Genomic DNA, 26,228 nt, shown 5'->3' with positions numbered 1-26,228 from the left:
CGTCGCTCGTCCGGGCACCGGCTCCCCTCAGGGGCCGGTGCCCGTCGCCGTTGGCGCGGATCTCGCGCGGCGGAGCCGGGCGGTGGCACACTGCGGCCCATGACCGACGACTCGGGTACCCGCCGGCTGCTGTTGCTGCTGCACGGGATGGGCGCCACCGGCGACGTGTGGCTGCCCTGGGCGCCGCTGCTGGAACACCGCTGCCCGGGCCGCTGGCTGGCGCCGGACCTGGCCGGCCACGGCTTCTCGCCGCCGCTGCCCGGGTACTCCTTCGCCGGGTTCGCCGAGCAGGTCGCGGCGGGGCTCGGCCCGGTGCCCGAGGGGGCCCGCCCGGCTGACCGGCTCGTCGTCCTCGGCCACTCCCTCGGCGGGGTGGTCGCGCTGGCGCTGGCCGCCCGCGACGCCGGGCTCCCGGTGGACGCGGTGGTCGGGCTGGGCATCAAGGCGGTCTGGTCGCCGGCCGAGCTGGCCCGGGCGCGCGAGCTGGCGGAGCGCCCGGTGACCTGGTTCGCCACCCGGGACGAGGCGGCCCGCCGCTACCTGAAGGTGGCCGGCCTCGGTGGGCTTTTCGCGCCGGACCACCCGGTCATCGACGCGGGGCTGCGTGCCGAGGACGGCCGCTGGCGGCTGGCCATGGACCCGGCCGCCTTCGCGGTGGGCGAGCCGCAGCTGCCGACTCTGCTGGCCGCCACCGACGTCCCGGTGCTGCTGGCCCGGGGCGAGCACGACCCGATGGTCAGCGACGCGCAGCTCGCCGAGCTGGGCGTGCCGGTGGCGACCCTGCCCGGCCTCGGCCACAACGCGCACGTGGAGGACCCGGCGGCGGTGCTGGCCCTGCTCGACCCGTACCTGTGACCGGCGCGCGGGCGGCCGGCGTCGCCGTCGTGGGTGGCATGCGGCTCGGGACTACCTGCCGACCCAGACGTTCGAGTTTTCCGTCCAGACCGGACCTCGCCACGGCGCTTGGTGTATCGCCGGACGTTGTCCGCCACAGACCCCAGTCCGTTCGTTAGGCCTGACCAGGGACAAACCCCCGGTGACCTCCTCGGTGTGAAGGAATGATCAGTGGCGGCTGAGGTGCGTGGGCGTCTGGGTCGAGCTGGCCGAACGGTCCGCGAGCGTCTACGGCCGTCTGTCATTGCTCTTGCTCGCCGTCAACCAGCTAGTCCACCAGCGGCACCGCGACTCGGTAGTCCTGACGCAATCCGGTGACCTCGTCGCCTTGCGGGTCGTAGATGACCAAGCCATGCCGCTCGGCCAAGTGGCACACGGTCTTCACCGCCTCGCTGCCCCGGGGGGAGTGGCTGATAGCCATGCTCACGTGGTCGATCCCCACAGCAAGGGGTGCCAACATCCAGGGCGACTCCGGATCGTACGGCGGGTGATCCGGGAACTGCTCCCGCAGATCCTCGTAGAAGGCGGCAATTCGCGGATCAAGCTCCCCGCCTCGGTGTGCGAGGCCGGTGCAATGATCGACCATGTCACGCACCACGTCCAAAGAAGCAGCAGGGTTGGCCGCAAGGACCAGGAGGTCAAAGCTCACGAGGACATCGTCCTCCACCAGTGCCGGCTCCGTCGGCCCGGACCTCACCGCCCCGGTCTCCCCCCGCTGCGCCTCCCAGCCATCCCATCGGCCTGCGTCCACACATTGTGGGGCGGGTTGGGCCTGCCCGGTCAAGGTGGAGCACCCAGCGGCTGACCGACCTTGGCCGGGCAGGCCCTGCCCGCTCGGCTCTGCCCGGACGAAGGTTGCCGGGATGGCGGCATCCGCTTCCGATATGCGGATGCTCGATCGAGCACTAGCAGATGCGTCGGCAGCCCGGCCGCTGCGGTCCAGGCCGGGTCGCCGGCCCAGCCCGTCGGCGACATCCAGGCGTGTACAGCCAACTCGACCAGCCGGGTGGTGGGGAACTCCTGCAGCGGCACCCCGTGGCCGTGACGAAGCCTGACGATTCGGTCGATCGGTGCCTGCCAAGGGCGCACCTGATCCACGAGGCTGGCGGTCAGTCGCGCTTCAGGCCGGCGAAGATGACCGTGAGCGTACGGGCTTGCAGCTGCTCGTCCCATCCACCGTGCAGGGCTCCCTGGCACACGCTGGCGAGGAGCGCCATCACCTCGGGTAGCCGTACCGGGGCGGCGACGGCCCCGGCGGCCTGGGCCTGTTCCAGCAGCCTGCCCACCGCCTCCTCCAGGTGACCGACCGCGTCCGGGAGCCGGATGTCCACCCCCGACCCGGCAAGCAGGTCGACGACGGTCTTCTTCGCTGCGGCCTGCGCCACCATGTGGGTGAAGAAGGCGAAGAGGTCACGCTTTCCGGCTTCCTCGATGAGCTGTGCCAGCAGTCGCTTCATGATCGCGGCGAGCAAGGCGTGTTTGGTGGGGAAGTGGCGGAAGACCGTACCAATTGCGACGCCGGCCCGCCGGGCCACCTCCTCGGTGGAGGCGCGGGGGCCGAACTCGGCGAAGACTGCCTCGGCGGCGTCCAGGATGCGTGCGCGGTTGCGCTGCGCGTCGGCACGCAGCGGTGGTCCCTCTATCAAAATGAGCCTCCACTCATTATATTCGGCGGTGCAAGTCGAGTCCTGACTCATCTTATCCAGGGAGGACGACCATGACACCGAGCGAGATCTTCGACAGCATGCGCGCCCAGTGGCTCGCGAACCTGCCCACCTACGAGGCTGACCTGCTCGCCGACGACGTCGTGATCGAGACACCGTTCGCCGCACCCGGCCGCCCTACGCGTACCGAGGGGAAGGAGCGGGTGCTCGAGTACACCCAAGAGAGCCGAGCGGTGTTCCCCGTCCGGTTCGACGACTGCCGCAACGTGATCGTGCACGAGACCGCTGACCCCGAGGTCATCGTGGTCGAGTACGAACTGGTCGGCACTCACGCGGCGACCGGGGTTTCCGCATCGGCGCCGTTCATCGGGGTGCTGCGGACGCGGGACGGCAAACTGGCCCACTGGCGCGAGTACCAGCACACCCTCGCCATCGCTCAGGCCGTCGGTCAGGCATAGGCCTGGATCAGGATCAGGCTGCCGATGGTGATGAAGACGAGCGGGACCAGCCGGTAGCCCCAGCGCTGCAGACCGTTGTGCCCGGCACCGGGGGTACCGGTGATCAGCGCTTGGCGATCGCCTTGCGGTAGTCCGCGTTCAGGCGCTGCTCCGCTTGGCGGTCGTCGGTCTTGATCGAGTGCACGCTTCTGCCGCTGATCGCGCGTCTTGACCGGCGTCGAGGATCGCATGCCCCAGCGATAGGCGGCACGCCAGTTACGCACGGTGACAGCCGAGCCCGGAGAGAGTCAGCCAACCGGAACCCATCAAGTGAAGTCGATGTGTAACGGATCAAGTGGAGCCCGGCAGAACCTAGATCTCCTCTGTCCGGTGTCAGGATCTGCGTGACATATCGGTATCAGGACCTGGGTGACACTCCGCCCTCTGTAGCACCGGCGCGACGCTTGGCCCAAGGTCGACGAGCTAATCCGATCTGGCGGCGACGGATGGAAGGGACTCATCGGCCTCGACCGTCGCCCGTCCGTGTAACGCGGGTCGCTCGATCCAGTCCACGGCAGCACGTCCGCGGTCACCGCCGCTGCCGCATGTCAGAATGCTCCCAAACCTGGAGCAGAGCTGGCAGAACGGGCGAGCCGATGATGACGAGCAGGGCGGCCGAGCTGGCGCGGAAAGCCGGGGACCCGGAGCGGGCTACGTTCCTGGAACTCTTCTTCGACCTGGTGTTTGTCCTCGCGCTTGCTCAGCTTTCGCGCGGCCTGGCTGAGGATCTCGGGTGGAGCGGTGCTTTCCGGACGCTGGTGCTGTTGGGGGCTCTGTGGTGGGTCTGGTCCAGCACCGCGTGGCTAACCGACCGGACGGACCCGCATCGACCGGTAATCCAGGCGCTGGTCATCGCGACCATGGTCGGCAGCCTGGTGATGGCGGCCGCGGTGCCCGAGGCATTCGGCGACACGGGCCTGATCTTCGCGGGCGCCTACGTCGCCATCCAGTTCGGCCGCGGGCTCGTTCTCGTGGCCGTTCTGCGTGGCCACGAACTGCAGCGCCACGTCGTGCGCGGGCTGTTCTGGTACGGCCTGTCGGCGCTGCCGTGGATCGCGGGGGCGCTCGTGCACGGTACGGCGCGTGGCGGCTTGTGGGCACTCGCGGTGGTCCTTGACCACACGGCAGGCAGAATCGGCTTCCCCACCCCGGGGGCGGGCCGTACGCCCAGCCAAGACCTCGTGATCTCGGGCGAGCACCTGTCCGAGCGCTACCGGCAGTTCTTCATCATCGCGCTCGGCGAGCTGATCCTGGTTACCGGACTGGCGCTGAGCAGCAGCGGCTTCGCGCCGGACGGGGCCGCCGCGTTCGCAGTGTCGATCGCGACCGCCGTGCTGCTGTGGCGGATCTACATCTACCGGGCTGGGCAAGTACTGGCGGAAGCGATTGCCGTGTCTGCCGACGCGGTCCGCCTCGCCCGATCGGCGTCATACGCCCACCTGGTGATGGTGGCCGGCGTGGTCGTTGCCGCCGTCGGCGACGAACTTGTCATCGCCCATCCACTCGGGCACACCCCACCGGCCTGGATCGCCGTCATCCTCGGCGGACCCGCGTTGTACCTGGCCGGGCGTGCCCGCTTCGAGCACACGGTGTTCGGCCGCGTGTCCCGGTCCCGATCGATCGGCGTCCTTGCGCTGGCCGCCCTGACACCGGCGATGCTTCCCCTGCCGCCAGTCGTGGTCGCCGCCGCTGCTGCCCTCGTCCTGACCGGGATCGCCATATCCGACGCAGCCCGCGCCCGCGGACGCCCGCCCGAGGCGCCGTCACCGCCCGACTAGCCGGAGGCGTCACCCATGTCGTGAGACTGTTCTGTCACGCAGGTCCTGAGACCCGACAGAACATAGATCTCCTCTGTCCCGTCACCGGACATGCTTGACGGTCGCGTCCCACCAGATGCTTGACATGATCGATATCGGTTCGTTCATCGCGTGATGGTGGTGATCGTCGCGGGCTGGGGAGGCCGGGATTGGCGCTGGTGGAGTTGTCGAACGTGGAGCAGCGGTGTCGGGCGGTCCTGGCCGTGCAGGCGGGAGAAGCCGTGGTGGAGGTGGCAGGGCGAAGCCGATCAGCCCGTCGCTCGGCAGTGTCACCGCGAGGTCGGACTCGTTGCGGGGCTCCGTTCTTTGCGGCCACGCTGGCACCACAGTGGCGGAGAAGGTCTACCGGCATCAGCTCCGGTCGGTGCTCCTGGCGTCGGGTAGCGCATGGCCATGGCGCGCCACAGCCGCCGCAGCTCCAGATCGGCAGCACTGGCCCGTGGGCGCTCCCGTGCCGCGCTCCGCAGACCGCGGCGCCGGGTGACAGTCGAGCGACCGGTCTTCTACCGTCGAGGGCTGCTGCTCCGTGCCTCGCGCCTGATCCAAGAGCCGCCGCCGGGCAGCCTCCTGCTCCCGTGCCTCAATGCGCTGTCCGGTGCCGGGGAGAGCCGGTGGCGACGGGAAAAGCCGGCTGACGATCTGTCGTAGAAGCCCGACAATCAACGTCACGAATCCGCCCCCTCTTCTTTGCAGGTGCGCGGATAGGCAGCGGCTGATGTGCCCTGTTCCGCACCCCGGTGCAGTGAGGAACAGCGTCACGCCACAAACATCGTCGATCCAGAAGGTGACAGTCCGCTAACTGGATGTGCTGTCCGCTGATGGCCGACGCCCGGGAGCGAACTCGATGCACAGGTCGCGTAAGGTCCCGGCCTCCGGCACTCCCGCCTGCTCCACCTTGGCCAGCAGCTCCGTAGCCCGTCACCAGTTCGACGGCACCACCCGTCCGGACGCCACGGCCTTCACCCCGAGAGCTACCGCCTCGTCCGGCTGCCCAGCGGCGGCCAAGGCAAGGCCCAGGTCAAGACGGGCTGACGCGGACCGGTGGGGCCGCGCTCCCCCATCGCCGTCTGGGTCCAGGTCCGCCAGCACGGCTCGCGCAACCTGCTCGGCCCCAGGGTCCCCCGCCCACGACAACGTCGTAGCGGTGTACGCGGCAGCCTTGGCCGGGTCATAGCGATAGTGGTGCTCCGCACGCTCGGGAACCGGCAAGTTCGCCGCCAGTCGCTCGACCCGATCCAACGCGCGCCGCGTCGCACCAACGTCACCCATCCGCGCCCACGCACGCGCCTCCTGGGCAGTTGCCTGAATGTAGGCGGAGCTACCCTTCGGAGCGACCTGCTGGGCCTGGCGGGAAAGGTCGAGTGCCGTCCGGTAGTCGCCCTGAGTCAGCACGTCCCAGGCGCGGGTCTCCAGACACCAAGCCCGGATCTCGGCGTGCTCGGCATGCTCGGCGAGGTCATGCGCGGCTCGCAGATGGGCAGCCGCCGCAGACCGCTGCCGCAGGTCGATGTGAACGGTGGCCCGCAGCACCGCCAACCACCCGCCAGCAACCAGCAGCCGTCGTTGCTGAGCAAGCGTGACACGACCGTCGAGTAGCCGCCCGACGTGGGCCAGGTGCCGTCGCACCAGAGGCAGGAGGTCGGCTGGGGCCATTGTCGGATAGGCGCTGGCAAGGTCATCGACGCCCTGCTCGATACGGCCGAGCACGTCCTTACTGACATCACTGGCGATAACCCTCGCCCGGAGCTCGCCGGCCTCGGCAGCATGGTCTATGGGTGCATCGATCAAGCGAGCGAGAACGCCTCCCGCGTCGAGGACCCGGTCCAGGTGGCGCGCGGTGTCGACGGTCGGAGCCTTGAGCCCCGTCTCCAGCTCGTGCAGATGACTCTTACTCCGATGGGCGAGCTGCCCAAGAGACCGAAGCGACAGACCACGGCGCTCTCGGAACTCACGCAGAGCTACGCCGAGGCGCGGGTCGACGAATGAGGCCATAGCGCCGCTCCCAGCCGAAGGTCCGAGGTGGCCCGCCGGCCGCCACCCAGCGAGCCATCGCTCTCGACCGTACCCCTTTAAACATGTCGCGGGTTTCTCAGCTGGCCTTCGCCATCGGCATCTGACCGAAGGCGCGCCGGACCAGCCGGACCGGAGCCGGTGGACGCGCCCGGGCCGACGTTCAGGCGGTGGGGGAGAGGGGTGACTCCTCCTGCGCCAGCGCGTCGGCGGCGCGGGGCGACGGGGGCTCCCACCCCGGCTCCAGCTCGCGCCGGGCCGCCTTGAGGAACCCCTCGGCGTACGAGTCGGCGGGGAAGTCGCCGAGGTAGCGGCGGCGGGTCTCCCACCGGGCCGAGGCCAGCGGATCGGTGTCCAGCAGCCCGGTCAGCACCTCGTCCAGGTTGGACATGTCCCGCCGCAGCACGTAACCCGAGCCGGCGAGGGGGAACCGCGCCACGAAGTCGTCGCCGTCCACCCCCATGTCGGTCACCGCGTACGGCTTGCCGGAGTAGAGGAAGTCGGAGATCACCCCGGAGACGTCGGAGACCAGCGCGTCCGCCCGGTTGACGCAGTCGACCAGGGACAGCTCCCGGCTCGCCGCGGCGCCCCAGAGGTGCTGCCGGCCGGTGCGGTTGCGGTCGGCCGCCAGCAGCTCGGTCAGCCGGGACAGCTGCCGGGCCGAGGCCGGGTTCTGCGAGGTGTACGGGTGGGCCCGCAGGATCACCGTCGCCCCCCGGTCCAGCAGCCGGCGCAGCAGCGTCTCGGCCACCGGCAGGGAGCAGTAGTTGGCGTCGGCGTGGTGCCCCGTCCAGGTCGGGGTGTAGAGCACGGTCGGGTGGGCCAGGCCGGTGACCGGCTCGGTGCGTACCTCGATCGCCTCGACCTGCGGGCGGCCGACCACGACGAACTTCTCCGCCGGGATCTCCACCCCGGCGCGGGCGTACCGCTCGACGGCGGCCGGACCGGCCACGAAGATCCGGTCGAAGATCGCCGACACCGGGTTGGCGCTCGGTGCCTTGTCGCTGTCGCCGTGGTGCAGCTGCACATGGGTGAGCTGGGAGAACCGGATGCAGTGGCTGTTCTTCGCGCCGTGGTTGACGTAGAACGCCACCCGCAGGCTCGGCACCAGCGCCTCGTCCATCGCCTTGAGCGTCGGGCAGTAGACGACGGGGGCGCTCGTCGCGGCGGCGACGGTCGGCAGGAACTCCGGCTCCCGCAGCAGCACCACGAACGGCCGGCCGAGCCGCTCCAGGTACGGCAGCCACATGGTGACCTGGTACTCGGAGCCGGGGGGAGCGGAGAAGTAGAGCAGGAACTCCGGCTGGTGCGCTTGCAGCGCCCGGGCGACCGGCCCGCCGCCCGCCGCCGGCCGGAACCGCCGGCGGGCCAGGTCCAGCCCGACCGCCGCGCATGCGCCGGCCACCAGCAGACTGGCGGCCAGCGCGACGACGGCGGGCAGGGCGAGCGCGGCGCACACCGCCACCACCCCCAGCAGGGCCAGCAGCGCGCCGCCGAGTCGGGCGGCGACCAGCGGGGTCCAGGTGCGCACCGGCAGATTGGCGGCCCGGATCTCCAGGTTGCCGGCGTCGCGCAGCGGCACGACCAGCAGCACCAGGCCGAGCAGCGCCAGCGCGGTGAGCACCAGCGCCGGGTCGAAGCCGCCGTCGAGCCGGCGGGCGTACCCGACCAGGATCCCGGCGGCGAGCAGCACCGACTCTGCGCTGATGTCGGCGCCCGGGCGGACCCGGCGCTCCGCCGCGGCCGCGACGAGAGCGGCCACCGCCAGCGCCAGACCCCAGCCGGTGGCGCCGGTCAGCGCCACCACCAGGAACGCGACCACGGCCAGACCGGTGGTCAGGCACCGCGCGATCAGTTTCCTGACCAGGTCACCACGCATGTCGCCCACTCGTCTCCGGGTCGCGGGTCAGCCGGCGTCGACGCCGCTGGCCAGCCGGTCCTGGTCGGCGGCGGTGGGCTGCGCCGGCACCGGGGCCGGCTCGCCCGGCGCCCGGCGTACGTCGATCACCTGGCCGGTCAGGTCGGAGATCAGCACGTCCAGCGAGGACTGGGCCACCGTCTCGGCGGCGAGCAGGGTGTGCTCCGGCTCCTCGCCGAAGGCCTTGGTACGCATCGGGGTGGCGGTGCGCTCCGGGTTGATGCAGTTGACCCGCACGCCGAACTCGGCCCACTCGTCGGCCAGCGCCTGGGTCAGGTTGACCAGGGCCGCCTTGGTGGCGGAGTAGAGGGCGTACTGGGCCCGGCCCCGGGTGTAGGAGCTGGACGTGTAGAGCAGCAGCTGACCCTTGGTCTGCTGCAGGTACGGCAGGGACTGCCGGGCGGCGATGACCGGGCCGACGAAGTTGACCTGGAGCACCCGGTCCATCGTCTCCTGGTCCATGTCGGTCAGCGAGCCCTTCTCCAGGATGCCGGCGGTGACCACCACGTGGTCGATCCGGCCGGTGGCCTCGAAGGCGGTCTTCAGCGCGACCTCGACGTCCTCGGCGCGCTCGACGTGGGTGCCGGTGGAGGAGCGGCTGAACGGGAAGACCTGGGCGCCGTAGCGGCGGGCCAGTTCGGCCAGGTCGTGGCCGATGCCGTAGCTGCCGCCGAAGATGACGATCGTGCGGCCGGTCAGCTCCTCGGTGTAGCTGCGGTGGTCGGTCAGCCGGGGTGCCTGGGCGGCGGCGAGCTGGAAGAGCTTGTCGGCCAGGTGCACGTCGACCGGGTGGGTGACCTTGATGTTCTCGTCCGAGCCGTCGATCACCTTGATCGGCGTGCCGGGCAGGTAGCGCAGCACCACGCCGCAGTCGTCGGTGGCGGCGAAGTCGGGGTCGCCCTCGGCCCGCCGGTACGCCTCCCGGATGGTGCCGGAGCGGAACGCCTGCGGGGTCTGGCCGCGGCGCAGCGTGGCGCGGACCGGGATGTCGGTGATGCACTCGTTCTCGTCGACCTGGATGATCGTGTCGGCCGAGGGGATCGCCACGTCGACCGCGGAGTAGGTCCAGAGCGCGTTCACGCACTCACGCACGATGCGGGCGCTGACCAGCGGCCGGACCGCGTCGTGGAAGAGGATGTTGACGTCACCCTCGCCGACCGCGTCCAGCGCGATCCGGGTGGTGGCGTTGCGGGTGTCGCCACCCTCGATCACCTTGCTGACCTTGCGGAAGCCGGCCTTGTCGACGATCTGCTGGGCGTCGGCGACGTGCCCGGTGGCCATCAGCACGATGATCTCGTCGATCTCGGCGGCGGCCTCGAAGACGGCCAGGGTGTGCTCGATGATCGGCTTGCCGGCGATCTTCAGCAGCTGCTTCGGGATGCCCAGGCCGAGCCGGGTCCCGGTGCCACCGGCCAGCACCACCGCCACCGTCCGCGAGGGCCGCCACGGCGCCGGGGTCTCCGGTGTGGCGTCCGGGCCAGTGGTGTGGTCCTGCGTCATTGCCGATCCTCACTTCCAGGAATGCCTGAACGAAAGATTGCGCCCGAGTGGCGACGGGTTGAACCTTAACGCGCGGACCGCGCCGCCCCAACGGGGCGACGCGGTCCGGGATGTTACTTACCGTTCGAGAACGCCTCGTATGCCCGGATGACCTCGTCGGTCGGCCCGTCCATTCGCAGCACGCCCGATTCGAGCCAGATCGTCCGTTCGCAGGTGTCCCGGATCGAGGAGAGCTGGTGGCTCACCAGGAACACCGTGCCGGCGCCCTCCCGCAGTTCGCGGACCCGCTGCTCGCTGCGTTTGCGGAAGCCCTTGTCGCCGGTGGCGAGCGCCTCGTCGATCAGCAGCACGTCGTGCCTCTTGGCGGCCGCGATGGAGAAGCGCAGCCGGGCCGCCATGCCGGAGGAGTACGTCCGCATCGGCAGGCTGGCGAAGTCGCCCCGCTGGTTGATCCCGGAGAACTCGATGATCTCCGGGGCCAGCCGGGCCACGTCGTCCGGGTGCATGCCCATGGCCAGGCAGCCGAGCGTGACGTTCCGCTCACCCGACAGGTCGTTGAGCAGGGCGGCGTTCACGCCGAGCAGCGAGGGCTGGCCCTGGGTGTAGACCGCGCCCCGGTTCACCGGCAGCAGGCCGGCGATGGTCCGCAGCAGGGTGGACTTGCCGGAGCCGTTGCTGCCGATCAGCCCGATCGCCTCGCCCCGGTACGCGGTGAAGGAGACCCCCTTGACCGCGTGCACCTCCTGGATGTTCGGCGCGGCGGAGCGCTTCACCAGCCGCCGCAGCGAGGCCACCGGCGAGCTGCCCCCACCGGCGCCCTTGTGCACCCGGTAGATCACGTGCGCGCCGTCCACCACCACGGTGGGGATCCGCTCCGTCAGCCGGGGCAGCGTGACGGTGGCGTCGTTGGACGCCTCGAAGTGGTCAACCACGGCCGTACTCCTGTTCGCCGCGCCAGAAGTAGATGAAGCCACCGACGCCCGCCAGCACCGCCCACGCCGCGCCGACCAGCCAGAGCTGGGCCAGCGACTCGTTGAGCAGTGGCGCCTGCTCGAGCAGGGAGTAGCGGGCCAGCTCGATGTAGACCAGCATCGGGTTGAACTGGACCAGGGTCGTCGCCCAGCCCGGCAGCCGTTCGAAGAGGCTGACGCTGTAGAGGACGCCGGAGCCGTACATCCAGGTGCGCAGGATGAAGGGCATGACCTGCTTCAGGTCGCTGGCCTTCGCGCCCATCCGGGCGACGACCATCACGATGCCCGCGTTGAAGACCGCCTGGAGCAGCAGCGCCGGCACCACCATCAGCCACTTGAGGGTGATCGGCTCGCCGGTCACCAGCACGATCCCGACCAGCACGATCATCGAGGCCAGCAGCTGCTGGAACTGGGTGAGCGTGGCGGCCAGCGGCAGGCTGGCCCGGGGGAAGTGCAGCGCCCGGATCAGCCCGAGGTTGCCGCTGATCGACTGGGTGCCGGCCAGCACCGCGCTCTGGGTGAAGTTGAAGATGAACAACCCGGTGGTCAGGTACGCGATGAAGTTCGGCATGTCGTTCTGGGCCAGCACCACGCCGAAGATCAGGTAGTAGACCAGGGCGTTGGTGAGCGGGGTCAGCACCTGCCAGATCTGACCCAGCTTGGCGTTGCTGTACGAGGCGACGAGCTTGGCGTTGGCGTACGCGGCGATGAAGTGCCGGTAGGACCACAGCCGGCGGCTGTATTCGGCCAGGGAGGGGCGCTCACCGGCGACCCGTAGTCCGTGCCGGGCGGCCAGCTGCGCCTGGGTCAGGCCCGTTTCGGGGTCGACCAGCGCGGTGTCGGCCATGGAAGGGCGCTCCGATCTTTCGTGCCAACGGGATGCGCGCGACGATGGAATCTTACGAGGGGAGCTGTTCGCGGAGGCCGCCTCGTCGCTGCGTGGACGGTAGTCCAAAACACGTCGGGACGCAACCGTACCGTCGTTGCGGTACATTGGCCACCGTGACAGCTGCGGAAGGTCCCCGATGACCAGCGAGAAGAGGCGTACGCCGGCCGGCGCCGCGGTGCTCCGGGGCGACATCACGAAGGCCATCCGGCGCGCGCTGATGCAGGAGCTCGCCGCGGTCGGTTACGGCCGGCTCTCGATCGAGGCGGTCGCCCGCCGGGCCGGGGTCAGCAAGACGGCCATCTACCGGCGGTGGAGTTCCAAGCTCGAACTGGTCCTGGAGACCGTGGTCGCCGCCGCCGGCAGCAAGCTGCCCGCGCTGGACACCGGCACCCTCCGCGGCGACCTGTCGCTGCTGTTCCAGGTGGTGGCGCACGCGCTGAGCCATCCGCTGGCCTCGCAGATCATCCCCGACCTGCTCGCCGAGGCGGCCCGCAACCCGACCATCGACCAGAGCCTGCAGCAGGTGCTCCGGGGCAAGCAGCAGGAGATCGGCGGCCAGGTCATCGGCCGGGCGGTCGAGCGCGGCGAGCTGCCGGCCGGCACCGACCCGGACGCCGCGGTCGACCTGATCGTGGGGCCGCTCTACTGGCGGCTCGCCATCGCCCGCACCCCGCTCACCGACACCTACCTCGACACCCTCGCCGAGGCGGTCGCGGCCGGCCTCGGCGCCGAGCCGGCGCTGCCCCGGCAGCGCGAGGCCCCGGTGTCCGGCTGACCCGGGACACCCCCGTGGACCCCGACGCGTCCCCGCCACGCCACGTGCCGGACATCACGAAAAGGTGGTTCCGGCTACTCTGCAACCCGGACCGGAGCCCGGCCGCCCCGGTGGCGCCGCCCGCCGCCCGCCCGTCGCGCACATCGCCCACACAACGACAAGGACGACCCGTGTCGAACGCCGACCACGTTGCCGTCGAGGAGCGGTCCGCCCCGCCGGACGCGTCTCGCGAGAGCCCGCAGGCGCCCGGTCGGCGCCGGCTGTCCGCGCTGATCGCGGCGGCGCCCGCCGCCGTCACCGACGCGGGCGTGGTCGGCTTCGCGCTGTGGACCGTGCTCTACCACGCCGCGTTCCTGTTCAGCCTCCGCCCGTCGGTGACCTTCCTGATCTGGGTGGCGTCCGGCGTCCTGCTGGCCGGCTGGGCCGGGGTGCGCGCCTGGCGGCGCAGCGGCGCGACCACCGGGTCGACGCCGGTGGCGCGGGGCCCGGCCCCCGCCGCTCACCCGCGCCGCTGGGTGCTGCCGGTCGTGGCGGCCGCCGCCGTGGCGGCGATCACCGCCGGTCTGGCCGGCACGCCGGCCGGGGACGGCATCTCCTGGTGGGTGCCGGCCGTCGCCGGGATCATCGCGGCCGTCGGCGTGACGCTGCTGACCCGGCGGGCCTGGCTGGCCGGGCCCGCGCCCGAGCCGGCGGCGCCCGCGCCGACCGCGCTCCAGTCGGCGTACGCGCTGCTCGTCTCGGTCGGGGTGGCGATCTCCTCGCTGTTCATCGCCCGCAACACCCCCGACGACGTCTACTACGTCGGCAAGTCGGTCTGGGTGGCCGAGCGCGACATCGTCCCGCTCAACGACTTCCTCTTCACCGAGAACGTCGCCCCGGCGATGGGCTCGCAGCCGCCGACCCCCTCCATCGAGGTGTTCGCCGGCGCGCTCGGCCGGGTGCTCGGCATCCACGGCGCCTCGGCGACCTGGTACGTGCTGCTGCCGGCGCTGGCCGTGCTGGCCATCCTGGCGCTCTGGCGGCTGGTCCACCGGTGGGCGCCCCGCCGCCCGGTGCTGGCCTTCAGCGTCGCCGTCGCCTACCTCTACCTGGTGGCCGGGGCGGACGCCGCGCTGGGCACCTTCCACCTGCCCCGGCTCTACGAGGGCAAGGGCATGTTCGTCTCGGCGGTCATCCCGCTGATGTGGCTCTACCTGACCGAGTGGTTCGACACCCGCTCGCGCCGGTCGCTGCTGCTGGTCTTCGCGCTGTCGGTGACCGCCGCCGGCCTGACCACCACCTCGGCGATCATCCTGCCGATGCTGGTCGGCGCGGCGGGGCTGGCCATGCTGCTGGTCGGCCGCTGGAAGGACGCCCTGATCGGCGGGGTGGCCGCCGTCGCGTACCCGGTCGGGGCGATCGTGGTGTCCCGGCTGGTGCTCGGCGGGATGACCGCGACCGGCGCGGACGACGCCTTCTTCGACGCCGAGTACACCTACCGGCGGACGCTGCTGGTGGGGATCGTCGGCGTGATCAGCGGTCTGGCGCTCTGGTGCGGCCCGCTGCTGGCCCGGCGCCGCACCCCGGCGCTGCTGGCCGCCGGCGCCACCCTGACGATCAGCGTGCTGCTGATTCCCGGTGTGCTGGAGGTGCTGGGCGACCTCAGCGGCATCTCCGTGGTGCTCTGGCGGGTGCCCTGGCTGCTCGCCCTGCCGGCGCTGATCGGCCTGCTCTGCACGGTGGACGTCCCGTCACCCGCGCCGCTGCTGCGCGGCGCGGTCGGGGCCGTGCTCGCGGCGGCGATGGTCGCCTGCTTCGCGATCTGGGCCACTCCGATGTGGTCCCCGGAGAGCTGGGTGGAGACCCACGAGCGGCCCACCTGGAAGCTGCCCCAGCAGCGGCAGAAGATCGCGTTCTGGATCAAGGACCAGGACCGGCCGGCCGGTCTCCTGCTCGCCCCGTCGGTGATCATGCGGACCTCGCTGATCGTCACCAGCGAGGTCCGGGTGGTCCTGCCGCGCGACTTCTACCTGGTCGAGTACGACCTCAACTCCGACTTCGCCAAGGACCGGCTGCTGCTCGCCCGGTTCGCCGACGGCCGGATCCAGCCGCCGAAGGACGAGGTGGCCACGGCGGTGCGGCGGGTCGGCGTGGGCACCATCTGCGTCTACAACGGCAACCGGTACGCCCGCGACACCGTGGTCGACCTCGGCTTCACCGAGTTCGCCGCGCGCACGGGGCCGGGGGCGATGACCTGCTACCGGCCGGCCGGCTGAGCGGTCCGACACGCACGCCCCGGCGGCGCGCCGGCCCGTGTCGCGGCGACGATGATCGTTCCCGACACCCGAGCGACACCGGGGCATCCACTCGCGTTAAGGTCGCAGTCACCCGCAGCCGGGTCGAACCGGACACGGCACGGGACAGACCACCCACGTCGCGGCGTGACGTCGACGACACGGGCAACGCCCGTCATCGATATCGTAGGGAGCGTAACCGTTGTTCGGCACGTTAATGGAACGCACCGGCGTCGCCGCCCGTAGCGCGCTGCTGGTGCTGTCCTACCTGGTCATGCTCGTCGCGGGCACCTTCGGCTGGGTGCCCGTCTTCGCCGTGGCCGGGCTGGCCGCCGTCGTCGGTGAGTTCGCCCTCTCCCGGTGGTCGCCGCCGTCGGACCTCCTGCTGGAGAAGGTCGGGCTCAACCGGGGCTACCGCCAGCTCAGCCGCGACCTGGCCACGGTGCTGCTGATCGCCGCGACCGTCCGGCTGACCGCGATCGAGGTGACCTGGCTGCTGATCCTGCCGGCCGCGGTATGGGTGATCGCCGTCTTCTCCGGCGCGCTCAACACGATGATCGACCGTCGCAACCCGATCTCCGCGCTGGTCCGCAACATCGAGCTGGGCCCGATCCGGTCCGCGCCGCGCCCGCCGCAGTGGGCGTCCGACCTCGCCGGCGTCCCGCTGGCGGTGGTGAACGTGCTGCTGATCCCGGCCGCCGTGGTGGCCGCGGTCCAGGAGGACGTCACCCCGGTCCTGGTCGTCGGCGCGGTGGCCGTCGCCGCCGCCGCGGCGGTCGGCGGGATCATCGCGCTGACCTGGCTGCGCGGCCGGGGCACCGGCAAGAGCCCGGTGCTGCCGGTGCTCCAGCGCTGGCTGGACAGCTACCGGCCCGAGGTGGCGCTCTACTTCGCCGGCCCGGCCAAGGACGTCTACCAGGCCAACATGTGGCTGGCCCCGACCGAGGCGCTGAACCAGCGCGGCATCGTGCTGATGCGCAGCAAGGAGGCCTTCCTCGAGCTGGCCGACACCCGGCTGCCGGTGGTCTGCGTACCGGCCGGGGTCGACTTCATGAACCTCGAACTGGGCACCGTCCGCGCCGCGCTCTACGCCGCGAACGTCGGCGCGAACATCCACCTGCTCCGCGAGCCGGGCATGAAGCACGTCTTCGTCGGGCACGGCGACAGCGACAAGCAGGCCAGCGTCAACCCCTACAGCAAGGTGTACGACGAGGTGTGGGTCGCCGGCCTCGCCGGCCGGGAGCGCTACGCCCGGGCCGATGTCGGCGTACGCGACGAGGACATCGTCGAGATCGGACGCCCGCAGCTCGCCGGCGTGCACACCTTCGGCGCGCCCGCCGAGGACCGGCCGTTCACCGTCCTCTACGCCCCCACCTGGGAGGGCTGGCTGGACGACGACCCGTACCACACCTCGGTGGTGCTGATGGGCGAGCGGATCGTCAAGGGACTGCTGGCCACCTCGCCCGCGGTCCGCCTGATCTACAAGCCGCACCCGCTGACGGGCTCCCGCTCCAAGGAGGCCAAGGCCGCGCACGAGCGGATCGTGTCGCTGGTCCGGGCGGCCGGCGGCGACGTCGACGCCACCTCGCTGGACGGCCCCGGCCACCGGGTGGTCACCGGCCGCGTCCCGGCGCTGTTCGACTGCTTCAACCAGACCGACCTGCTGATCAGCGACGTGTCCAGCGTGGTCTCCGACTTCGTGCAGAGCCAGCGGCCGTACGTGGTCGCCAACCCGAGCGGGCTGCCCGAGGACGAGTTCCGCCGGGAGTTCCCGACCTCCCGGGCGGCGTACCTGCTCTCGGTCGACTGCGGCGAGCTGGAGAAGATCCTCGCCCTCACCCGTACCGGCGACGACCCGATGACCGAGGCCCGGCGCGAGCTGAAGACCTACCTGCTCGGCCCGGCCGAGGCGAACCCGATGGACCGGTTCCAGGAGGAGATCGGGCGGCTCTGCCGCTGACCCAACGGCATCAGGGCCCGGGACGACACGCTTGTCCCGGGCCCTTCGCCGTGTTCCCGGTCAGCGCAGCAGGTCGGCCACCGCTTCGGCGGCGGGCACGTCCGCCGGCAGTTCCGCGACGCCGGTGACCGCCGCCAGCGGCAGCGCGCCGTACAGGTGCGGGAACCGGGCGCCGTCGCGGGACGGCTCCCAGCGCAGGTCGTCGCCGAGGCGGTCCTCCTCGACGGTGAGCAGGGCCAGCCCGGTGGCGCCGGCGTAGTGCCGCCGGGCGGTCTCCACGATCTGGTCCGCCGCCGACAGGTGCAGGAACCCGTCCTGACGGTCCAGGGCCGAGGCGGGGACGTACCCGTCGACCCCGGCCCGCGCCCACTCGTCGAGGGTCACCAGTTTGTAGATCATGACGGCAGCGTACGGCCCGCTCCGGCGGCCCCGGGGGCGGTCGAGCTGTCCGGTGGCCGGACCGGGCCTCCCGCCCGTCGCGCTCTTCTGCCACCATTCGCACGTCATCCGTACGACGAATGGGGGTCCCCCGTGCGCATCCTGCTGGTCGAGGACGACCGTCGGGTGGCCGCCGCCCTCTCCTCGGCGCTGACCCGGCGCGGGTACGAGGTCGAGCACGCCGCCACGGTCGCCGCGGCCCTCTCCGCCGCCCCGTGCGACCTGGTGCTGCTGGACCTGACCCTGCCCGACGGGGACGGCACAGAAGTCTGCCGGGAGCTGCGCCGGCGCAGCAGCCAGCTCGGCATCATCGCGGTGACCGCCCGGGGCGAGGAACGCGACCGGGTGCTCGGCCTGCGGCTGGGCGCCGACGACTACGTGGTGAAGCCGTTCTCGATGGTGGAACTCCAGGCCCGGATCGAGGCGGTGCTGCGCCGGGCCTCGCACACCGTGCCGGAGCGGGACCTGATCGAGGCCGGCGCCGTGCGCATCGACGTCGCCGGCCGTACGGTCACCGTCGCCGGGCGGCCGGTGGCGCTGACCCGCAAGGAGTTCGACATCCTGCTCTCGCTGGCCCGCCAGCCCGGCGTCGCGGTGCCCCGGGACCGGATCCTGCTGGACGTCTGGGGCACCACCTGGGCCGACCGGCACACCGTCGAGGTGCACGTGGGCTCGCTGCGCGGCAAGCTCGGCGAGCCCCGCCTGGTGGAGACCGTGCGCGGGGTCGGCTACCGGCTCCGCGGCGAGTGAGGGGCGGCCGGTGCGTCGCCGACTGGTGATCAGCTACCTGCTGCTGATGGTGCTGGTGCTGCTGGCGTTGGAGACCCCGCTGGCGGCCACCCTCGCCTCCCGGGAGACCGACCGGGTCCGCGCCGACCGGCTCGCCGACGCGACCCGGTTCGCCTCGCTGGCCGGGCCGGCACTGCGCGGCGGCGTGCCCGGACCGCTCAGCGGCGAACTGGCCGCCTACGAGGAGCTGTACGGCATCGGCGCGGCGGTGGTCGACCGGGACGGCCGTACCGTGGTGGTGTCGCCCGACTGGCGCGCCGGCCGGGACGCCGAGACGGCGCGCGACACGGCCCTGGCGGGCCAGCAGTTCAGCGGGCCGGAGGCGGTCTGGCCGTGGGTGGACGGCCCGTTGGTGGTGGCGGTGCCGATCAACGACGGCGGCGAGGTGCTCGGCGCGGTGGTGACCGCCACCCCGGCCGGCAAGGTCCGGCGCACGGTGACGGTCTGGTGGCTGCTGCTGGCCGGAATCGGCCTGCTCGCCGTGCTGGCCTGCGTCTCCACCGCGTTCGGGCTGGCCGGCTGGGTGCTGCGCCCGGTGACCGAGCTGGACGCGGTGACCCACGAGATCGCCGAGGGCGACGGGGGTGCGCGGGTGCAGCACCGGCTGGGCCCGCCCGAGCTGCGCCGCCTCGCGGCCAGCTTCAACAACATGGCCGACGCGGTCTCCGACGTGATGGACCGGCAGCGCGCGTTCGTCGCCCACGCCAGCCACCAGCTCCGCAACCCGCTGACCGCGTTGCGGCTGCGGGTGGAGGAGCTGGGGCCGAGCCTGACCGACCCGGACGGCCGGGCCGAGCACCGGCTCGCGCTGGAGGAGACCGACCGGCTGGCGCTGGTGCTCGACGCCCTGCTCACCCTGGCCCGGGCGGAGCGGGAGGAGAACCAGCGGGTGACCGTCGACGCGGCGGAGGTCGCCGCCTCGCGGGTCGCCGCGTGGGAGCCGCTGGCCCGGCACCGCGCGGTGGCCCTCCGGCTTGTCGCCCGTGGCCCGGCGTACGCCCGGACCGTGCCCACCGCCGTCGACCAGGCGCTGGACGCGCTGATCGACAACGCGGTGAAGTTCAGCGGGGCCGGGGGAGAGGTCACCGTGACCGCCCGGTACGCCGACGGCGGGACCGCCCTGGAGGTGCGCGACACCGGGCCGGGAATGACGCCGGGCCAGCTCGACCAGGCCACCGAGCGGTTCTGGCGGGCGCCGGACGCGCAGAACATCGACGGCGCGGGGCTCGGGCTGACCATCGTCGCGGTGCTGGTGGACGCCTCCGACGGGCGGCTGACGATGCGGGCGGGGGAGCCGCGTGGCCTGGTCGCGGAGCTGTGGTTCCCGGCCCCCTGGGACGGCGCGATCAGCGGTGCCGAGGACGTGCGGGTGGCACCCGACGGCCCCGCACCCGACGACCCTTCACCGGTCGACCCGCCACCGGCGTTGACCGCCACCCGGCCCACCCCGGCGGACGCCCCGGTGCCGAAGCAGGCGGGCCCGGGGCACTCCGCCGAAGACGTGGGCGGGACGCCGGCCGGGAGCTGAGCGGTCAGGGCTTGACGGAGCGGTACCAGCGCGCCGCGCCCGGGTGCAGCGGCAGCGGCGACGTGGCGATCGCCGAGCGGGGGCTCATCCGGCCGGCCGCCGGATGGGCCGCGGCCAGTTCGGCCCGGCGCTCCATCAGCAGCCGGGTCACCTCCCGTACCAGCGGCTCCGGCAGGTCCGCCCGGACGATCAGGTAGTTCGGGTTGGCCACCGTGGTGATCGGATCGAGGTGGTACACCGAGCGGGGGATGTCCCGCGACACGTACACCTCGCGGTAGCTGCGGCGCAGTGGCTCGGTCCACTCGCCGAGGTCGACGACCCGGGTGGCCGAGTCGGCCGTCAGCTCGCGCACCGCGCGCACCGGCAGCCCGCCGGAGAAGAAGAACGCGTCGATCTCGCCGGCCCGCAGCGCGGCCACCGAGTCGTCCAGGTTGAGGTGCTTCTGCTGGACCCGGTCGCCGCCGAGCCGGGCCACCTCCAGCAGCCGGGTCGCGGTGACCTCCGTGCCGGAGCCCGCCGCGCCCACCGACACCCGCCGGCCGCGCAGGTCGGCGACCGTCCGGACCGGGCCGCCGGCGGTGGTGACCAGGTGCAGCAGGTCGTCGTAGACCCGGGCCACGGCGAGCACCGACGGGTTCGAGGCGGGGCCGGTGGGCAGCACGTCGGCCTGGGTGAAGCCGAGTTCGGCCGCACCCGCGCCGACCAGCCGCATGTTCTCCGCGGAGGCGGCGGTGACCACCACGCTGGCCCGCACCCCGGGCAGCTCTCGGTTGAGGATGGCGGCCAGCGACTGCCCGAAGGCATGGTAGACGGCCGTCGGGCTGCCGGTGGCGATCCGGATCGGCACCGGCTCGGTCGGGGAGTCGCGGCAGGCGCCCAGCCCGGTCGCCGACATCAGGAGCAGCATCAGCAGCGCCGCCGGGGCGGCGGCGCGCCGCCGGCCGGGGACAGACCAGCAACGGCTCACCCGCAGCACTCTGCGCTGCGCACCGCCCCCGGCGCAAGCCCGCCCGGTCGGCGTACCGGGTCAGCGGGCCGGGGCGAGCGCCGCGCGGTCCATGATCCTGAGCCGGTCCGGGCCGTCGGCGACGCTGACCACGAAGCAGCCGGCGCCCGGCCGGAGCAGCGCCGGCACGTCCAGCAGGGCGGCGCTTCGGACCAGCACGGCGGCCAGCTCCCGGTCGGTCAGCCGGATCCCCAGGATGTGCCGGCGCACGTGCCGACCGCCGGCCAGCAGCGCCGACCGCCAGGCCGCCGCGGCGAGCCGGGACCGCCAGGCCGCCCGGGCCGTCGAGGCGCCCGGGGCCGGCCCGCTGAGCAGCTCACGGCGGCCCCGCCGCCAGCCCGACTCGCGCAGCTCCGCGTACGCCGCCCGGTGTTCCCGGGGCACGTGCAGCCGGTGCAGCTCGTAGCGGCGGCGCAGGCCACCGCTGACCACCTCGTGCTCCACCGGCACGTCCAGCCGGTTGAGCAGTTGCCGCATCCGCAGCGCGGCGTCCTCCCGGTTGAACTCCACCGGCCGGTACGGCTCGACCGGGCCGCGCTCGCCGGCCGGTGGGGGTGTGCAGCGGACCAGGCAGGCCACCTCGAACGCGTCGCCCAGGGTGAGCCAGTCCATCGGCGGCGGGGGCGGCGGAACGCGGGGCCGGTCGAGCAAAGTGGGTTGCGGGGCCATCGGACCGCTCCTTGTCGGCGTCGGGTCCCCATACCGTCACCCGTGGGCCGGCCGGGTTCCACCGATCCGGCCCAGCCTTGAGGAAATCTTGCGGCTCGTCAGAGCTCGGTGACCACCACGTCGAGCTGCCGGGGGCGCCCGGCCGGCGTCGGCTGCTCCTCGACCGTGTACTTGAGGTCACGCAGCGCGGTGACCAGCCCGGCGGCGGTGCGCGGCCGGGCGCCGGCCACCAGCAGGTCGCGAACCAGGCGACCCTTGGTGGCCTTGTTGAAGTGGCTGACCACGCTGCGGGTCGGCCCGGCCGGCGTGTCCCGCTCGTGCAGCACCCGCACCGTCACCGTGCGGCCGGCCTGCTCGCCGCGCGGCGCCCAGGTCGCGGCGTACGCGCCGGAGCGCAGATCCAGCACCGGCCCGTCGCCGGCCGCCGCCGCCATCGCCGGGGCCAACACCCGACGCCAGTACGCCGACAGCGCCCCCACCCCTGGCAGCTTCGCCCCGATCGGGCAGCGGTACGGCGGGATCCGGTCGGTGAGGCGCACGGCGCCCCAGAGGCCGGAGCTGATCAGCACGGTCCGGCGCGCCGCCCGCTGGGCGGTAGCCGGCAGCGAGACCAGGTCGAGCGCCTCGTAGAGCACCCCGGTGTAGACCTGCCCCGCGGGTGCGGTCGCCGCCCGGTCCAGCCGTGCGTTGCGGGCCAGCTCACCCCGCTGCCCGGCGCTGAGCCCGAGCGCGGCCAGCGCCGCCGCCTCGTCGCCGCCGCTGAGCCCGATCAGCGCGGCCAGCACCTCCTGGCGGGCGGGGGTCAGCTCGGTCAGGGAGAGCCGGGTCAGGTCGAGCCGCCGGCCCGTGCCGGCGTCGGCCTTCCCCTCGGAGGGCGGCAGCAGGATGAGCATTCCGCCAGCGTACGGGCCGGGCTCAGCGCCACGGCCGCACGGCGGTCGGCGGGTGGTACACGCGGTAGCCGGCCACCTCGGCCAGGGTGGCGGCGTCGGCCCGCTCGCCGAGCAGGCGGCGCAGCCGGCGGTCCGCCGCGGAGTCGACCTCCACCACGTACCCGGGCCGCTCCGCCCGGCCGACCTGCTCCCAGTACGGCCGGTAGCGGTTCTGCCCGGGGGTGAGCGCGCCGTCGAGCACCGCGCAGACCACCCGCTCACCGGTGGCGAAGGTCAGCCGGTTGCAGGTCCAGTAGTCGCCGTACACCTCGCGCAGCCCGGTCCGGCGCACCGCGTCGGCCAGTTCCCGCGCCTGCCGCTCCTCGTCCTGGGCCGCCTCCGTCCCGGTCAGGAAGAGCCCGGTGGCCACCACGGCGGTCGTGGTCAGCCCGGCCAGCACGGCGGTCGCGCTCGCCCCGGCCAGCCGGCCCGCCGCACCGACCGTGCCCCGCCAGCAGGCCACCGCCGCCGCCCAGAGCGGCCAGAGCACCGCGGGCAGGGAGATCTGGAGCACCGACAGGTAGCGGGCGTTGCCCAGCGGGTCCGTCACGGTGAGCGGACTGCGGACGTACGCGAGCAGGGTCAGCCCCGCGCCGACGACCAGGGTGAGCTGCGCGACCGGCCGGACCCGCCGGGCGGTGGGCAGGCCGGCGGTCCGGCGGTACGCGAGCAGCGCGACCAGCCCGGCGACGGCCAGCAGCACCGGGTAGAGCAGGCCGAACCACTCCTGCCAGCGGGCGCAGCCGGTGATCGGGCAGAGCCCGGTGGCCAGCGGCACCCCCTCCAGCAGACCGCCGCGCACCCGCTCCGACCAGGGCGGCGGCGGTCCGGCGGTGGCGCTGACCTCGCGCAGCACCGACAGCGAGTCCAGCCCGGGCGGCGCGACCAGGTTGTCCCAGATCATCGGTGCCAGGCCGACGACGAACCCGGCCAGCAGCAGCAGCGCCGGCCAGCCGAGCAGGTCCCGGCGGGCGGCGTAGAGCAGCAGCAGCCCGGCCACCGCCAGGTACGGCACGATCAGCCAGTCCGACCAGAGCGCCAGCCCGGCCAGCAGCCCGGCCAGGCCGATCGCGGCCCACCGGCGCCGTACCCGGTCCTGGGCCAGCGCCACCGCGATCAGCAGCATCGCCAGCACCGCCGGTTTCACCTCGGGCCGGCCGCCCACCACGGTCAACTGGTCGCGCACCACCCGTTCCGTGCCGAGCGCCAGCAGGCCCACCACGAAGGTGGCGAACCAGGGCGAGTAGAGCCGACGGGTCAGCCGGTACGACAACCACAGGAAGAGCGCGTACAGGGCCAGCAGCGGCAGCCGCAGCACCGGCCAGCTCGGCCCGGCCAGCGCCACCAGCGGCGCCGCCAGGTACGCCTCGGCCATGCCCATGTAGTGCTGCCCGTAGAGGAACACCGGGCGCTCCCGGCCGGCGGCGATGTGCAGGGCGGCGAGCCCGAAGGTGGCCTCGTCGCTGTTCGACGGGGGCACGGTCAGCAGGGTCAGCACCAGCCGGTAACCCACCCCGACCGCCCCGAGCAGCAGCGCGACGAGCGCCGGCCGGTCGAGCCGCGGCCGCTCCGCGTGGTCCCGCGATCCTGATGTCGACACGACCAACGCCCCCGTCGTCGTCCCGATCGGAGTGTTTCACGCCGTACCGGACGCCCGGGGTCGATCCCGGGAGCCGGGCTCTCTCGCGTGGCCGCTTCCGCCCACGTGTGGCAGGGTTGCAGCGTGCCACCCACTCCCGCAGGCCAGCTGGCCGTACCGAACCTGCACCGAGCCGCGCGGATCGAGGACGCCGTGCACCAGCTGGTGGAGCGTCGCCTGCGCCGCACCGGCTGGCAGGCCAACATCGTCGCGTACGCCGGCTACGGCGCGCCGGGCTGGGCGCGGGTGCTCTGCCGGGTGCTGCTCGGCCGCCCGGACACCCGACAGCGGGGCCGGCTGGACAAGGTACGCGGTTGGCGCAGCTTCACCACCCTGCCGGCCAAGCACGTCAAGGTGACCATCGAGGCGGGTGGGGTCACCCACGAGGCACACGCCGACCGCAGCGGCTTCGTCGACACCCTCGTCGAGGGCGACTTCACCCCCGGCTGGTCCTCCGTCCGCCTCAGCGTTGCCGACGCCGAACCGGCCGAGGCGTTGGTGCGGATCCTCGACCCGGAGGTCCGGTTCGGCATCCTCTCCGACATCGACGACACGGTCATGGTGACCGCGCTGCCCCGACCGCTGCTCGCCGCCTGGAACACCTTCGTGCTGGACGAGCACGCCCGGGCCGCGGTGCCCGGCATGGCGGTGCTCTACGAGCGGCTGGCCACCGCCCACCCGGGGGCGCCGGTCTTCTACCTCTCCACCGGGGCGTGGAACGTCGCCCCGACGCTGACCCGGTTCCTCTCCCGGCACCTCTACCCGGCCGGCCCGCTGCTGCTGACCGACTGGGGCCCGACCGCCGACCGGTGGTTCCGCAGCGGCCGGGAGCACAAGCGGGCCACCCTGGCCCGGCTGGCCCGGGAGTTCCCGGAGGTGCGCTGGCTGCTGATCGGCGACGACGGGCAGCACGACCAGGAGATCTACCGCGAGTTCGCCGCCGCCCACCCGGACAACGTCGCCGGGGTGGCGATCCGCCGCCTCTCGCCGACCCAGTCGGTGCTGGCCGGTAGCCTGCCCGCCCCGGCCGGCCAGTCTTCGTCCTCCGGACCGGTGGGGCAGAAGTGGCTCTCCGCGCCGGACGGCGCCGGGCTCTGGAAGCTGCTGCGGGACGCGGGCCTGGTCTGACGTACGCCCGACCAGGTCCGCGCCCCACCTCGCCGCCCGGTCCTAGTCCGTGCGTGACCCGCTCACCGTGCCGGCCCTGCGGCCGTCGGCACCCGGGCCCGTGCCGGTGCCGGTGCCGGTGTCGGTGTCGGCCGTCCCGCCGTCGGCGGCGGACCCGCCGGACTTCTCCCCGGCTGCGTCGGCGCAGCCCGGCGCACTCGGATCGGCCACCATGTAGACCGAACCGGCACCGCCCGCGCCCTGGTCCTCGGCTCCGGCTTGATCCTGTGCTCCGGCTTGGTCCTGTGCCCCGGCTTGGCCCTCGGCTCCGGCCTGCTCTGCTGCGCCGCTCTGCTCGTGGGCGCCAGCCTGGTTCTCGGCTCCGGCCTGGTTCTGTGCGTCGGCCCCGGCTTCGTTCTGGTTCTGTGCACCGGCCTCGTTCTGCGCCTGATCCTCGGCTGCAGCCTGGTCGCGCGCCGCCTGCCGGTCCGCCCGCACCTGCTGCACGATCGCCCGCAGTTGCTGGATCCGGACGCGGATCTGCTGGATCCGGTTGGCGACCTGCCCGCCGGCATTCGCCGCCTTCTGGCCGCCGTTCCCGGCCTCCTGGCCGCCGGCGTTCCCCGCCTGCTGGCCGCCGGCGTTCCCCGCCTGCTGGCCGGCGGCCTGCTCGGCGCCCGCCTCCTGCTCGCCGGCCTCCTGCTCACCTGCGGCCTGCTGTCCGCCGGCCGCCTGCTGCCCTGCGCCCTGTTCCTCGCCGGCCTGCTGCCCACCGGCCCCCTGCTCTCCGGCGCCGGCCTGCTGACCAGCCCCGGCGGCCTCGATGATGTCGGCGATCTGCCCGAGCAGACCACCCACAGCGTCGATGATCCCGGCCGCCCGCGCCGCGCCGCCGTCGGCCGCCGCGCTTGCGCCGGGAGCCGCGTCGCCGCCGGCCGCCGCGTCGCCGCCG

At 72.9% G+C, this 26,228-nt stretch carries 20 protein-coding genes and 4 pseudogenes; 10 read left to right on the top strand and 14 right to left on the bottom strand.

Translation table 11 applies throughout. The features are described 5' to 3' along the window. Nucleotides 1-99: 99 nt before the first annotated feature. Nucleotides 100-855, top strand: a complete 756-nt coding sequence (locus V6U89_RS26865) for an alpha/beta fold hydrolase (RefSeq protein WP_334574857.1) — start codon at nt 100-102, stop codon at nt 853-855. Between the two features lie 307 nt (nt 856-1,162). Here the strand turns inward: V6U89_RS26865 and V6U89_RS26860 are convergent, their stop codons facing one another. Together V6U89_RS26860 and V6U89_RS26855 are read right to left on the bottom strand one after the other, a co-directional pair. Continuing rightward, entirely contained in the window at nt 1,163-1,561 is a 399-nt protein-coding gene (locus V6U89_RS26860; protein ID WP_334574855.1) for a hypothetical protein, read from the bottom strand. Between the two features lie 442 nt (nt 1,562-2,003). Further along, the gene (locus V6U89_RS26855) at nt 2,004-2,540 is read right to left on the bottom strand and encodes a TetR/AcrR family transcriptional regulator (protein ID WP_334574853.1); all 537 of its coding nucleotides are present in this window, start codon (nt 2,538-2,540) and stop codon (nt 2,004-2,006) included. 71 nt (nt 2,541-2,611) lie between these two features. On the opposite strand from V6U89_RS26855, the gene V6U89_RS26850 reads away from it, so the two are divergent. Further along, nucleotides 2,612-3,016, top strand: coding sequence for a nuclear transport factor 2 family protein (locus tag V6U89_RS26850; RefSeq protein ID WP_334574851.1), 405 nt, complete (start codon nt 2,612-2,614; stop codon nt 3,014-3,016). Here V6U89_RS26850 and V6U89_RS26845 read toward each other — a convergent pair. Next, nucleotides 3,007-3,279 (bottom strand): hypothetical protein, encoded by a 273-nt coding sequence (locus V6U89_RS26845; RefSeq protein ID WP_334574850.1) that lies wholly within the window; start codon nt 3,277-3,279, stop codon nt 3,007-3,009. The genes V6U89_RS26850 and V6U89_RS26845 overlap by 10 nt on opposite strands. Nucleotides 3,280-3,654: 375 nt before the next feature. On the opposite strand from V6U89_RS26845, the gene V6U89_RS26840 reads away from it, so the two are divergent. Both V6U89_RS26840 and V6U89_RS30300 read left to right on the top strand, forming a co-directional pair. Continuing rightward, nucleotides 3,655-4,833 (top strand): low temperature requirement protein A, encoded by a 1,179-nt coding sequence (locus tag V6U89_RS26840; protein WP_334574848.1) that lies wholly within the window; start codon nt 3,655-3,657, stop codon nt 4,831-4,833. A 343-nt stretch (nt 4,834-5,176) separates the two neighbouring features. Next, nucleotides 5,177-5,356: pseudogene (locus tag V6U89_RS30300) on the top strand (hypothetical protein); the annotation flags it as partial. A gap of 311 nt (nt 5,357-5,667) precedes the next feature. On the opposite strand, the pseudogene V6U89_RS26835 reads toward V6U89_RS30300, so the two are convergent. From V6U89_RS26835 to V6U89_RS26815, 5 genes and pseudogenes are all read right to left on the bottom strand, one after another. Further along, nucleotides 5,668-6,864, bottom strand: a pseudogene (locus V6U89_RS26835) (helix-turn-helix domain-containing protein). A 181-nt stretch (nt 6,865-7,045) separates the two neighbouring features. Next, entirely contained in the window at nt 7,046-8,761 is a 1,716-nt protein-coding gene (locus tag V6U89_RS26830; protein WP_334574843.1) for a CDP-glycerol glycerophosphotransferase family protein, read from the bottom strand. A 27-nt stretch (nt 8,762-8,788) separates the two neighbouring features. Next, complete coding sequence (locus V6U89_RS26825) at nt 8,789-10,300, bottom strand: bifunctional cytidylyltransferase/SDR family oxidoreductase (RefSeq protein WP_334574841.1); 1,512 nt, start codon at nt 10,298-10,300, stop codon at nt 8,789-8,791. A gap of 113 nt (nt 10,301-10,413) precedes the next feature. Further along, complete coding sequence (locus V6U89_RS26820) at nt 10,414-11,232, bottom strand: ABC transporter ATP-binding protein (protein WP_334574836.1); 819 nt, start codon at nt 11,230-11,232, stop codon at nt 10,414-10,416. Continuing rightward, nucleotides 11,225-12,118: an ABC transporter permease gene (locus V6U89_RS26815; RefSeq protein WP_334574834.1), complete on the bottom strand. Its 894-nt coding sequence runs from the start codon at nt 12,116-12,118 to the stop codon at nt 11,225-11,227. Before V6U89_RS26815 ends, V6U89_RS26820 begins: the two co-directional genes overlap by 8 nt. Nucleotides 12,119-12,335: 217 nt before the next feature. On the opposite strand from V6U89_RS26815, the gene V6U89_RS26810 reads away from it, so the two are divergent. The 3 genes from V6U89_RS26810 (at nt 12,336) to V6U89_RS26800 (ending at nt 17,168) form a co-directional block, all read left to right on the top strand. After that, nucleotides 12,336-12,935, top strand: coding sequence for a TetR/AcrR family transcriptional regulator (locus tag V6U89_RS26810; protein ID WP_334574913.1), 600 nt, complete (start codon nt 12,336-12,338; stop codon nt 12,933-12,935). A gap of 170 nt (nt 12,936-13,105) precedes the next feature. Then, a complete protein-coding gene (locus V6U89_RS26805; protein ID WP_334574832.1) occupies nt 13,106-15,190 on the top strand; it encodes a DUF6077 domain-containing protein in 2,085 nt (694 codons plus the stop codon). 220 nt (nt 15,191-15,410) lie between these two features. Then, a complete protein-coding gene (locus tag V6U89_RS26800; RefSeq protein ID WP_334574830.1) occupies nt 15,411-17,168 on the top strand; it encodes a CDP-glycerol glycerophosphotransferase family protein in 1,758 nt (585 codons plus the stop codon). A gap of 60 nt (nt 17,169-17,228) precedes the next feature. On the opposite strand, the gene V6U89_RS26795 is transcribed toward V6U89_RS26800, so the two are convergent. After that, nucleotides 17,229-17,567, bottom strand: coding sequence for a DUF952 domain-containing protein (locus V6U89_RS26795; protein ID WP_334574828.1), 339 nt, complete (start codon nt 17,565-17,567; stop codon nt 17,229-17,231). Between the two features lie 132 nt (nt 17,568-17,699). Here V6U89_RS26795 and V6U89_RS26790 point away from each other — a divergent pair, with 132 nt between their 5' ends. Both V6U89_RS26790 and V6U89_RS26785 read left to right on the top strand, forming a co-directional pair. Further along, nucleotides 17,700-18,356, top strand: a complete 657-nt coding sequence (locus V6U89_RS26790; protein ID WP_088962950.1) for a response regulator transcription factor — start codon at nt 17,700-17,702, stop codon at nt 18,354-18,356. A 10-nt stretch (nt 18,357-18,366) separates the two neighbouring features. Continuing rightward, nucleotides 18,367-19,725 (top strand): annotated as a pseudogene (locus V6U89_RS26785) (ATP-binding protein); the annotation flags it as partial. Between the two features lie 202 nt (nt 19,726-19,927). On the opposite strand, the gene V6U89_RS26780 reads toward V6U89_RS26785, so the two are convergent. The 4 genes from V6U89_RS26780 to V6U89_RS26765 all read right to left on the bottom strand — a co-directional run bounded on the left by V6U89_RS26780 (nt 19,928) and on the right by V6U89_RS26765 (nt 24,136). Next, on the bottom strand, nt 19,928-20,890 hold the full coding sequence (locus tag V6U89_RS26780) for a TAXI family TRAP transporter solute-binding subunit (RefSeq protein WP_442933993.1): 963 nt from the start codon (nt 20,888-20,890) through the stop codon (nt 19,928-19,930). Between the two features lie 60 nt (nt 20,891-20,950). After that, on the bottom strand, nt 20,951-21,598 hold the full coding sequence (locus V6U89_RS26775) for a hypothetical protein (RefSeq protein WP_334574826.1): 648 nt from the start codon (nt 21,596-21,598) through the stop codon (nt 20,951-20,953). Between the two features lie 98 nt (nt 21,599-21,696). Next, entirely contained in the window at nt 21,697-22,491 is a 795-nt protein-coding gene (yaaA, locus tag V6U89_RS26770) for a peroxide stress protein YaaA (RefSeq protein ID WP_334574824.1), read from the bottom strand. 22 nt (nt 22,492-22,513) lie between these two features. Further along, nucleotides 22,514-24,136 (bottom strand): hypothetical protein, encoded by a 1,623-nt coding sequence (locus V6U89_RS26765; RefSeq protein WP_334574823.1) that lies wholly within the window; start codon nt 24,134-24,136, stop codon nt 22,514-22,516. Nucleotides 24,137-24,253: 117 nt separating this feature from the next. Here V6U89_RS26765 and V6U89_RS26760 point away from each other — a divergent pair, with 117 nt between their 5' ends. Further along, on the top strand, nt 24,254-25,297 hold the full coding sequence (locus V6U89_RS26760; protein ID WP_334574821.1) for an App1 family protein: 1,044 nt from the start codon (nt 24,254-24,256) through the stop codon (nt 25,295-25,297). 42 nt (nt 25,298-25,339) lie between these two features. Here V6U89_RS26760 and V6U89_RS26755 read toward each other — a convergent pair. After that, nucleotides 25,340-26,228 (bottom strand): annotated as a pseudogene (locus V6U89_RS26755) (hypothetical protein); the annotation flags it as partial.

The sequence above is a fragment of the Micromonospora sp. CPCC 206171 genome, from assembly GCF_036906755.1.
GTDB lineage: Bacteria > Actinomycetota > Actinomycetes > Mycobacteriales > Micromonosporaceae > Micromonospora > Micromonospora purpureochromogenes.
The sequence above is the reverse complement of the archived record's forward strand: the minus strand, read 5'-3'. Positions and strand labels throughout refer to the sequence as shown.

Coding starts and splice junctions, on each gene's coding strand:
- V6U89_RS26830 (WP_334574843.1), bottom strand. CDS start 8,761: ATGCGTGGTGACCTGGTCAGGAAACTGATCGCGCGGTGCCTGACCACC.
- V6U89_RS26795 (WP_334574828.1), bottom strand. CDS start 17,567: ATGATCTACAAACTGGTGACCCTCGACGAGTGGGCGCGGGCCGGGGTC.
- V6U89_RS26865 (WP_334574857.1), top strand. CDS start 100: ATGACCGACGACTCGGGTACCCGCCGGCTGCTGTTGCTGCTGCACGGG.
- V6U89_RS26825 (WP_334574841.1), bottom strand. CDS start 10,300: ATGACGCAGGACCACACCACTGGCCCGGACGCCACACCGGAGACCCCG.
- V6U89_RS26850 (WP_334574851.1), top strand. CDS start 2,612: ATGACACCGAGCGAGATCTTCGACAGCATGCGCGCCCAGTGGCTCGCG.
- V6U89_RS26840 (WP_334574848.1), top strand. CDS start 3,655: ATGACGAGCAGGGCGGCCGAGCTGGCGCGGAAAGCCGGGGACCCGGAG.
- V6U89_RS26815 (WP_334574834.1), bottom strand. CDS start 12,118: ATGGCCGACACCGCGCTGGTCGACCCCGAAACGGGCCTGACCCAGGCG.
- yaaA (WP_334574824.1), bottom strand. CDS start 22,491: ATGCTCATCCTGCTGCCGCCCTCCGAGGGGAAGGCCGACGCCGGCACG.
- V6U89_RS26775 (WP_334574826.1), bottom strand. CDS start 21,598: ATGGCCCCGCAACCCACTTTGCTCGACCGGCCCCGCGTTCCGCCGCCC.